Annotated in this window: 8 protein-coding genes; 4 read left to right on the forward strand and 4 right to left on the reverse strand. The window is 74.5% G+C overall.

From position 1 onward, the window contains the following. From VK640_14990 to VK640_15000, 3 genes are all read left to right on the forward strand, one after another. Positions 1 to 327, forward strand: a 327-nt coding sequence (locus tag VK640_14990; protein ID HTE74486.1) for an aminotransferase class I/II-fold pyridoxal phosphate-dependent enzyme, incomplete at its 5' end; no start/stop codon positions are given. 122 nt (positions 328 to 449) lie between these two features. After that, positions 450 to 1,088 (forward strand): VOC family protein, encoded by a 639-nt coding sequence (locus VK640_14995; protein HTE74487.1) that lies wholly within the window; start codon positions 450 to 452, stop codon positions 1,086 to 1,088. A gap of 4 nt (positions 1,089 to 1,092) precedes the next feature. After that, the gene (locus tag VK640_15000; protein HTE74488.1) at positions 1,093 to 2,742 is read left to right on the forward strand and encodes an ABC-F family ATP-binding cassette domain-containing protein; all 1,650 of its coding nucleotides are present in this window, start codon (positions 1,093 to 1,095) and stop codon (positions 2,740 to 2,742) included. Here VK640_15000 and VK640_15005 read toward each other — a convergent pair. The 4 genes from VK640_15005 to VK640_15020 form a co-directional block, all read right to left on the reverse strand. After that, entirely contained in the window at positions 2,629 to 3,951 is a 1,323-nt protein-coding gene (locus tag VK640_15005) for an MFS transporter (protein HTE74489.1), read from the reverse strand. The two genes, VK640_15000 and VK640_15005, sit on opposite strands and share 114 nt — an antisense overlap. Continuing rightward, a complete protein-coding gene (locus tag VK640_15010; GenBank protein HTE74490.1) occupies positions 3,944 to 4,609 on the reverse strand; it encodes a winged helix-turn-helix domain-containing protein in 666 nt (221 codons plus the stop codon). Before VK640_15010 ends, VK640_15005 begins: the two co-directional genes overlap by 8 nt. A gap of 230 nt (positions 4,610 to 4,839) precedes the next feature. Then, positions 4,840 to 6,492: an alkaline phosphatase D family protein gene (locus tag VK640_15015; protein ID HTE74491.1), complete on the reverse strand. Its 1,653-nt coding sequence runs from the start codon at positions 6,490 to 6,492 to the stop codon at positions 4,840 to 4,842. Continuing rightward, on the reverse strand, positions 6,489 to 7,469 hold the full coding sequence (locus tag VK640_15020; protein ID HTE74492.1) for an EamA family transporter: 981 nt from the start codon (positions 7,467 to 7,469) through the stop codon (positions 6,489 to 6,491). The genes VK640_15015 and VK640_15020 overlap by 4 nt, the downstream gene beginning before the upstream one ends. A 210-nt stretch (positions 7,470 to 7,679) precedes the next feature. On the opposite strand from VK640_15020, the gene VK640_15025 reads away from it, so the two are divergent. After that, entirely contained in the window at positions 7,680 to 8,504 is an 825-nt protein-coding gene (locus VK640_15025) for a hypothetical protein (GenBank protein HTE74493.1), read from the forward strand. Positions 8,505 to 8,539: the final 35 nt, after the last annotated feature.

Consider the following 8,539-nt stretch of genomic DNA (forward strand, 5'->3'; position numbering starts at 1 on the left):
TTCGGGGTCAGCGGCCCGGCCCAGACCGCAGCGGTCGCCTCGCTGGCAGCGGAGGGCGAGCTGCTGGAGCGGTGCGAGGCCCTGGTGGCCGAGCGCACCCGGGTGCAGGACGCGCTGCGGGAGCAGGGGTGGTCCGCGGTCCCGGTGTCGCAGGCGAACTTCGTCTGGTTGCGGCTGGGCGAGCGCACCGACGAGTTCGGCGCGGCGTGCGAGGGCGCCGGCGTGGTGGTGCGGCCGTTCAGCGGCGAGGGTGCGCGGGTGACCGTCGGCGAGCCGGAGGCCAACGACCTGTTCCTGCGGGTGGCCAAGGGGTTCGTGCCCGCCTGACCTGTCCTCGACCTCTTGTGGAGCCGGAGGCACCGGGCCGCCGTCGTGTCTGGTGCGCGAGCGCCCACACGCAGCCGCGACCCGGGTGCGGACCGACAGCCCGAAGGTGAGAAGGTCGGATCGTGCGCCTCGACCACCTGTCCTACGCGGCCGGACCGGAGGGTCTCGGTGCCTGCGTGCAGCGGCTCGGGTCGGCGCTCGGTGCAGGCTTCCGCGACGGTGGGCTGCACCCGCGCTTCGGCACCCGGAACTTCGTCCTGCCGCTCGCCGGCGGTGTCTACCTCGAGGTGGTCGGTGCCCTCGACCACCCGGCGGCCGACAAGGCGCCCTTCGGCCAGGCGGTGAAGGCGCGGTCCGAGGCCGGCGGCGGCTGGCTGGCCTGGGTGGTGGCCGTCGACGACATCGCCGCCGTGGAGGCCCGGCTCGGCCGCTCCTCCGTGCACGGCCATCGGCGCCGCCCCGACGGCACCGACCTGTCGTGGCGGCAGATCGGCGTGCTCGACCTGCTCGACGACCCGGCGCTGCCGTTCTTCGTCCAGTGGGAGAGCGCCCCGGGGCTGCACCCGAGCATCGACCGGCCCGACGGCAGCGGTCCGCGGATCGAGCAGGTGGAGATCTGCGGCGACCGCGACAAGGTCACCGAGTGGGTCGGCGAGGCGGTCGGCGGCGTGGACTTCCGGGTCGACTGGGTGGAGGCCGAGGACCCGGGGCTCACCGCGGTGCACTTCGCGACCGCGCAGGGCGTCGTCCGCGTCGACTGACGCCATGTCCGACGCCGAGGTCGAGGCCCGCGCCGTCGGCTTCTCGCACGGCCCGCACACGGTGCTCGCCGGGGTCACGGTCACCGTCGGTCCCCGCAGCCGGCTCGCCGTCGTCGGGCCCAACGGTGTCGGCAAGTCCACCCTGCTGGCGGTCCTCGCCGGGGAGCTGACACCCGAGACCGGCACGGTGTCGGTGTCACCGCCGGACGCCACCAGGGTGCTCCTCCCCCAGGAGCGCGACCGGCGACCGGGTGAGTCGCTGCGGGCGTACCTCGCGCGGCGCACCGGGGTGGCCCAGGCCGAGGCCGCGATGACCCGCGCCGCCGACGCCCTCGCGGCCGGCGCCGAGGGTGCTGAGGACGGCTACGCGGCGGTGCTGGACCGCTGGCTGTCCCTCGGCGGCGCCGACCTCGACACCCGGTCGGCGGTCCTGCTCGAGCGGCTCGGGCTGTCGGTGTCGATGCTCGACCGCGACACGACGACGCTGTCCGGCGGGCAGCTCGCCCGGTGCGGCCTTGCTGCGGTGCTGCTCACCCAGGTCGACGTGCTGCTGCTCGACGAGCCGACCAACGACCTCGACGGCGACGGCCTGACGGCGTTGGAGTCCTTCTTGCAGGGTCGCGGGGGCGGCCTGGTGGTGGTCTCGCACGACCGCGCCTTCCTCGAGCGGGTGGTGACCGATGTGCTGGAGATCGACGAGTTCAGCCGGGAGGGCAGGGTCTTCGGTGGCGGGTTCGCCGCCTACCTCGAGGAGCGGGAGCGTGCCCGCGCCGCGGCCAGGGCGGCCTTCGAGGCGTACGACGACAAGCGCTCGGCCCTCGTCGACCGGGCGCGCCGTGACAAGGAATGGGCCCGCCAGGGCACCGCCCGCGCGACCAGCGGCCGGGCCAGGGCGGCCGAGCCGGACAAGTTCATCCGGGCCGCCAACGTGGCCAGCGCGCAGGGGCGGGGCGCGGCCGCCGGGCGGACCCTGCGCGAGCTGGGCCGGCTCGAGGAGGTGGACGACCCGCGCGACCCGTGGCAGCTGCGGCTGTCGCTGGACCCGGCGACCCGTGGCCCGGACGACGTGGCCGGGCTGGCGGCCGCGGTCGTCGAGCGCGACGACTTCCGGCTGGGGCCGGTCGACCTCGCCGTGCACCGCGGCGACCGCGTCGCGTTGACCGGCCCCAACGGCTCGGGCAAGTCGACGCTGCTCGGCGCGCTGCTCGGCCGGCTGCCGCTGTCGTCCGGCCGGTCGTGGCTCGGCCGGTCCGTCGTGGTGGGTGAGGTCGACCAGGTGCGCCGCACCTTCGACGCCGAGGAGACGCTGGTCGGCGCGTTCCGTGCGGCGACCGGTCAGGACGAGGCCGAGGCGCGGACCCTGCTGGCGAAGTTCGGTCTCGGCGCCGACGACGTGCTGCGTGCTGTGGGCACCCTCTCGCCGGGGGAGCGCACCCGGGCCGACCTGGCGCTGCTGATGGCGCGAGGTGCCAACCTGCTGGTGCTCGACGAGCCGACCAACCATCTCGACCTGATGGCCATCGAGGCGCTGGAGGACGCCCTAGGGACGTACGACGGGACCCTCGTCCTGGTGACCCACGACCGGCGCCTGCTGGACCACGTCCGCACCGAGCGGCAGGTGCGCGTCGATGCCGGCCGGGTCCGGGAGGACTGACTCGCCGGTCCCCGCGGCGGCTGCGGCCGGTGGCACCTCCTCCCGCAGCCGCAGCCAGGAGTAGACGCCCGCTACTGCCAGGCCGGCGCCCATGACGGCGAGCGGGATGCGGTAGTCGAGGAGAGTCACGGCGACCGCCCCGCCGAGGATCGACAGCAGCTGCGGGACGCCGGCGAAGAGCTCGAACGCCGTGAAGGCGCGGCCCTGCAGCCCGGTCGCGGTCCGGCGGTGGATCGCGGTCGTCAGGCACACGATCAGCACGGGCAGCCCGGCACCGAAGAGCAGCACCCCGACGGCCACCGGGAGCAGGCTGCCGGTCGTCGTGAGCGCCACGCCGATCGCCAGGGAGGCCAGGCCCCACGCGATCGGGCGCAGCTCGCCGGTGCGCCGGATGATCCCGGTGATGGCGACGCCGGCCAGGATCGCGCCGACCCCCTGCACGGCGCTCAGGACACCGACGAACTCCACCGGGCGCCCCAGACCCTCGTCGACGATCGCGAAGTAGACCGACTCGCTGATCCCGAGCGCGAGCATGCAGATCACGGTCACCACCACGGTGGTGCGCAGGACCGGGTCGCCGAGCAGGTGTCGTCCACCGGCCGCCGCCTCGACGGTGAAGCTGCCCTCGTGCGGCTCCGGGGCCGGCTCGTGCACGCGCAGCGCGAGCAGGGCCGCTGCGGAGACGAGGAACGTCGTCGCGTCGAGGATCGCGACCGCCGGCCCGCCGAAGCCGGCGTACAGCGCCGCACCGGCGAGCGGTGCGACCAGCCGGAGGGCCTCGCGGCCGGTGCCGAGCGAGCCGTTGGCCTGGCCGAGCAGCTCCTCGTCGACCATCGCCGGCAGCAGCGCCGACCGGGCGCTGGAGAAGGCGACCAGCGAGGCGCCGTAGAGGAACGCGACGACGTACAGCAGCCACAGGTCCTCTCGGCCGTCGACGAGGAGGAGCAGCAGCACGACGGCTGCCGTCGCGAGGTCGGTCACGATCATCACGGTGCGCCGCCGGAAGCGGTCGATGACGACGCCGGCGAGCGGGGCGAGCAGGCTGGGCACCGCCAGCGCCGCGAAGACCGATCCGGCGATGCCGTTGGAGCCGGTCAGGTCCTTGGCCCACATGGCGAGGACCAGCAGCATCGCCATGTCGCCGAACATCGACAGCGTCTGGCCGGCGAAGAGCAGCCGGAAGTCGCGGTTGCGCAGCAGGTCACGCATCGTCGCCGCTCCCCTCCGGTCGCGGGAAGGCGTGCGCGAACATGTGCACCAGCCGCGCGCCCTCGGGTCGGCTGGCGGGGTCGCGCAGACGGGCGAGGTAGGGCCGCCAGAGCTCGGTGAGCGCCTCCCCCAGCTCGGCGAGCTCGTCGACGGTCAGCCAGCTGCCGAAGTTGCTGTGGATGCTTGCCTCGACCCACTGCTGCGGCAGCTCGGCCTCGCGGGCCAGGTGCTCGTCGAGCAGCTCGTTGTCCCGCCGGCGCACCTGCGCGGCCAGCGCCTCGCCGGCGGTCCGCACCGCCGGGGACACCCCGGGGCCGGTCTGCCACCGGCTGCCGAGGGCGACCGTCCGCCAGGGGCGCTGCCGGCCGGTGCCGCCCTCGGCCTCCTCGACGAAGCCGTACTTCGCCAGCGTCCGCAGGTGGAACGAGCACGAGGACGGCGACTCGCCCACCAGCTCGGCGCACCGGGTGGCCGTCAGCGGCCCGCGCAGCGTCAGCTCCTCGAGCAGCCGCAGCCGCAGCGGGTGGGCCAGGGCCCGCATGGCCAGCGGGTCGTCGCCGAGGTCCCGCTGCGGCACCCCGAGGGCGCTCGGGGCGCTCTCGTCGTCAGCCGCGCCCGGCGGCCGGATCGAGCCCTTCGGCATCGCGTCGCCAGGCATCTTTCGAAAGTACACCTTCGAAAGAACCCTTGCGACGACTGAGGCCCGAACACCATCACGTCGCCCCGCACCACTCCGGAGCGACATCGTGGCCTCCAAGCCGCGTGCGTCTCCGGAGAGCCCGGGCCGGCGGCGACCATCCCGACTCCGGAGCGAAATCGTGGCATCTGGACCGCGATGCGTCTCCGGAGAGCTCCGCCGGGGTGCCGCGGTGCCCTGGGCCGACGACGTCAGCCGGTGCTGAGCGGCAGCTCCACCACGGGGTGCAGGTGCTGCTCGCCGGACTCCGAGCGGTGCGCCCGCTCGATCACCAGCCCGGCGACCCGACCGTCGAGGGTCAGCGTGGCGATCTCGTTGCCGTAGAACGGGCCGGCCAGCCTGGACCAGTCCAGCGGCTGGTGGGGGAGGCGGGCCACCCGGTCGAGCAGGAAGCGGGTCGTCTTCTCGGCCGCCCGGCTCCAGGACACCCGGAAGGCCACCTGCATCATCCGCGGCACGTAGTTGTGCACCGGCGAGCAGGTCAGCTGGTAGACCGACGACCGGACCGAGTCGTCGTGGTAGTCGGCCTGCGCGGCGTAGGCGTGGTGGACGTCGCCGGACAGCACGCACACCGTGGCGGGCGGCTGCCCGCTGGAGCCCGAGTGGTCGCCGCGGCCGACGCAGGCGAACAGGTCGGCCAGCCGGTCGAAGGACTTGCGGAATGCCGCCCAGTGCTCGAGGTCGGCGGCCCGGCGGAACTTCTCGGCGAAGCGCGCCATCCGCGGTCCCCGCTTGCCCGCGCCCAGGGCCTCGCTCCACGCCTCGACGTCGTGCAGGGCGCGGGCCAGCAGCCACGGCAGCGAGGTGCCGACCAGCAGGTGGTCGTAGTCGCCCGCCACCTGCGCCTCGACCCACTCGAACTCCCGGTCGGAGATCATCTGCCGGTCGCCCTCGTCGAGCATCCGGCCGCACCGCGAGTCGATGACGAGCAGCCGCACTCCGCCCAGGTCGCGGCGGTACGACCACTGGGCGCCCTTGTGGCCGTCGGCCTCCGCGTCGGCAGCGGTCGCGAAGTCGCGCAGCATCGGCTCGGAGTCCCCGCCGTGCCCGCGCACCTTCTGGTAGAGCTCGTCGTCGGCCAGCGCCTGTGGCGCGAGGTTGCCGATGTGCTGGTAGACCCAGTACGACGACAGGCCGCCGACGACGCGGTCCTGCCACCACGACGTCTGCTTCATGTCGGTGCGCCACTGCGCCGAGGTGTTCCAGTCGTCGGCGATGTCGTGGTCGTCGAAGATCATCGACGATGGGATGGTCGAGAGCAGCCACCGCACGTCCGGGTCCGTCCAGGACTCCTCGTAGAGCCAGGTGTACTCCTCGAAGTCCTTGACCTGCAGCCCCGGCTCCTGGCTGACGTCGCGCCGGTCGCGGATCCGCTCCTGGGTGCGCTCGGACGTCTCGTCGGCGTAGACCTGGTCGCCGAGCAGCAGCAGGGCGTGCGGCCACTCGTCCGCGTCCTGGGCGGCCATCCGCTTCGCGAAGGTGTCGAGCGCATCGGCCTCGAACTTGCCGTCGTCGGGGACCGCGTCCGGACGGGCGTAGCGGCAGGACCCGAAGACCACTCGCAGGGGACCCTCGCCGTCGATGGTCCGGACCCGCGGTGCGGGCCGTTCCTCGTCGGGCGCCGGCCAGACGGTCTCGCCGTCCAGCCTGACGTCGTACGTCGTCGAGCTGCCCGGCTCGAGCCCCTCGATGCAGACCAGCGCGTAGTGGTGGCCGCCCACCTCCCACGTGCGCTCGGTGTGGCCGAGCACCTCGACGGTGCACGGCCCGTCGGTCTCGACCCACACGGTCGCGTCGCTCCGCCCCACGTGGCGCAGCAGGGGCCCAAGAACCAGCCGCGTCATGTCGGAATGTCTACCACCCGTTCGCCCGGCGCAACCCGGCCGTCGAGCGACGGGGCGGGTCCGTCGGACGGCGGCCCGGCCGACGGAGGGTCGGTCGGCTGCCGGCGCGGTCGCTCGGCGGTGACGACCAGGCCGACACCGAGCACGACGACGGCACCACCCATGACGACGGCCGCCGTGATCGGCTCGGAGAGCACGAGGGCCCCGAGGACGACGGCGACGACCGGGTTGACGTAGGCGTAGGTCGCGGTCAGCGAGATCGGGGCGTTCTGCAACAGCCAGACGTAGGCCGAGAAGGCCACGATAGAGCCGATGACGACCAGGTAGGCGAGCCAGGCCCAGGCCGCGCCGGCGACGTCACCGAGGGCCAGGTCGTCGGCCTCGCCGGACGCGAGCCCCGCGACGAGCAGCGCGGCCCCGCCGGCGAGCATCTCCCACGCCGTCGCGACGAACGCGTCGCCGGGCAGGGGGATGCGGGAGGACAGGAAGGACCCCAGAGCCCACGAGGCGGCGGCGCCGACCACCGTGACGAGGCCCCACGTCTCGACGCCCTCGCCGAGCGAGGCACCGGGACGGACCAGGACGGCGATGCCGACGAAGCCCACGACCGTGCCGAGCAGGCTCAGCGGCGCCGGCCGGTCCCGCGCAGCGAACCGCAGGCAGACCAGCCACAGGGGGGTCGCCGCCACGAGCAGCGCGGCGATCCCCGAGGGGACCGTCTGCTCGGCCACTGCCACACCGCCGTTGCCTCCGAGCAGCAGCAGCAGCCCGACCGTCGCCGCGGCCCCCAGCTGGCGCGGCCGGACCCGCAGCGTGCGCGGGCCCTTGCGCACCGCGAGCACGATGCCGAGCAGCAGGCCGGCGAGCAGGAAGCGGACCCCCATGGCCAGCAGCGGCGGGGCGGTCTCGACGACGACCCGGATGGCCAGGTAGGTCGACCCCCAGACCAGGTAGACCGTCACCAGCGCGATCCACACGGTCAGCACGGAAGGTCGCGGTCCGGTCGCGCCCGACATGAGCATCAGCCCCCTTTGCTGATGTCACGCTAGCCGACGCGCAGGACTCCGACGAGAGCGTTACCGAGTGCCGGGATTTTCACCGGATCGGGTCTATGTCACGTCCGTTCTGACACGTATGGTGGTCTCCTCATCACCGCTGGTGATCGACGGGCTAGCGAGGGCCACATCATGAAGCGCTGGGGGGCACGGCGGGCCAGCGGCGCACGCCACCGCTCCGACGCCGGCAACGCGACCGGGGTGGCTACTGCCGTCCTCGCGCTGCTCTCGGCCGGCGCGCTCGCGACCCTGGGCCTGGTCTCCGCCGGCGAGATCGCCGGCGACCTGGGACGCGGCCTGGGACTGGGTCCCGGTTCGGGGCGCGTCGAGCGCCCGGGCGGTGTCGTCGTCAGCGGTCCGACCGGCGGGTCCGGTGCCACAGGCGGGTCCGGGGGTGCGAGCCGGGCCGGCGGCGGGACCGCGGAGCTGGACCTCCTGGTGCCGGTTCCCGGTGCCGGCGGGGCCGTGCTGCCCAGCCCGTCCGGCGTCACGGCGTCGCCCGACGCGCCGCTGCCGAGCCCCGACACCGCCGAGCCGACTCCGGTCGTGCAGCCGCTGCCCTCGGCCGAGCCGTCGGTGCCGCCGCCTGCGACGCCCAAGGTCCGGGTGGTGGCTCCCGGCCGCGGCCGGTCTGCCGCGGCGCCCGGCCACCTGCGCAAGGAGCCGGGGCTGACGCTGTTCGCCGCTCCCGGTCCGCGGGGCAAGCCGGTGCCGCTGGCCAGCCCCCAGGAGCGCGGTCGCAGCGGGTCCGCCCCCGGCCGGGTGCGCGCCGCGCCGACCGCGCCGACCCCGCCGAGCACGCCGGGCGTGGTGCCGAGCCCGATCCCGACCCCGGTCGTCGAGCTGTTGACCGGTGGCGTGCCCCGCCCGACCGGTCAGGACACGCCGCCCGGTCAGGACGGGTCGCCCGGTCAGGACGGGTCGCCCGGCCAGCTGGAGGCCCCTGGCCGGTCCTGAGGGTCCACGGCCCGGTTCGGCACCTGGCGCCGGTC

The organism is Actinomycetes bacterium (assembly GCA_035489715.1).
Classification (GTDB): Bacteria; Actinomycetota; Actinomycetes; order JACCUZ01; family JACCUZ01; genus DATHAP01.

Bases quoted from the DNA above. Each gene is read 5' to 3' on its own strand.
- VK640_15005 (HTE74489.1), bottom strand. From the start codon at position 3,951: ATGCGTGACCTGCTGCGCAACCGCGACTTCCGGCTGCTCTTCGCCGGC.
- VK640_15000 (HTE74488.1), top strand. From the start codon at position 1,093: ATGTCCGACGCCGAGGTCGAGGCCCGCGCCGTCGGCTTCTCGCACGGC.
- VK640_15010 (HTE74490.1), bottom strand. From the start codon at position 4,609: ATGCCTGGCGACGCGATGCCGAAGGGCTCGATCCGGCCGCCGGGCGCG.
- VK640_15015 (HTE74491.1), bottom strand. From the start codon at position 6,492: ATGACGCGGCTGGTTCTTGGGCCCCTGCTGCGCCACGTGGGGCGGAGC.
- VK640_15025 (HTE74493.1), top strand. From the start codon at position 7,680: ATGAAGCGCTGGGGGGCACGGCGGGCCAGCGGCGCACGCCACCGCTCC.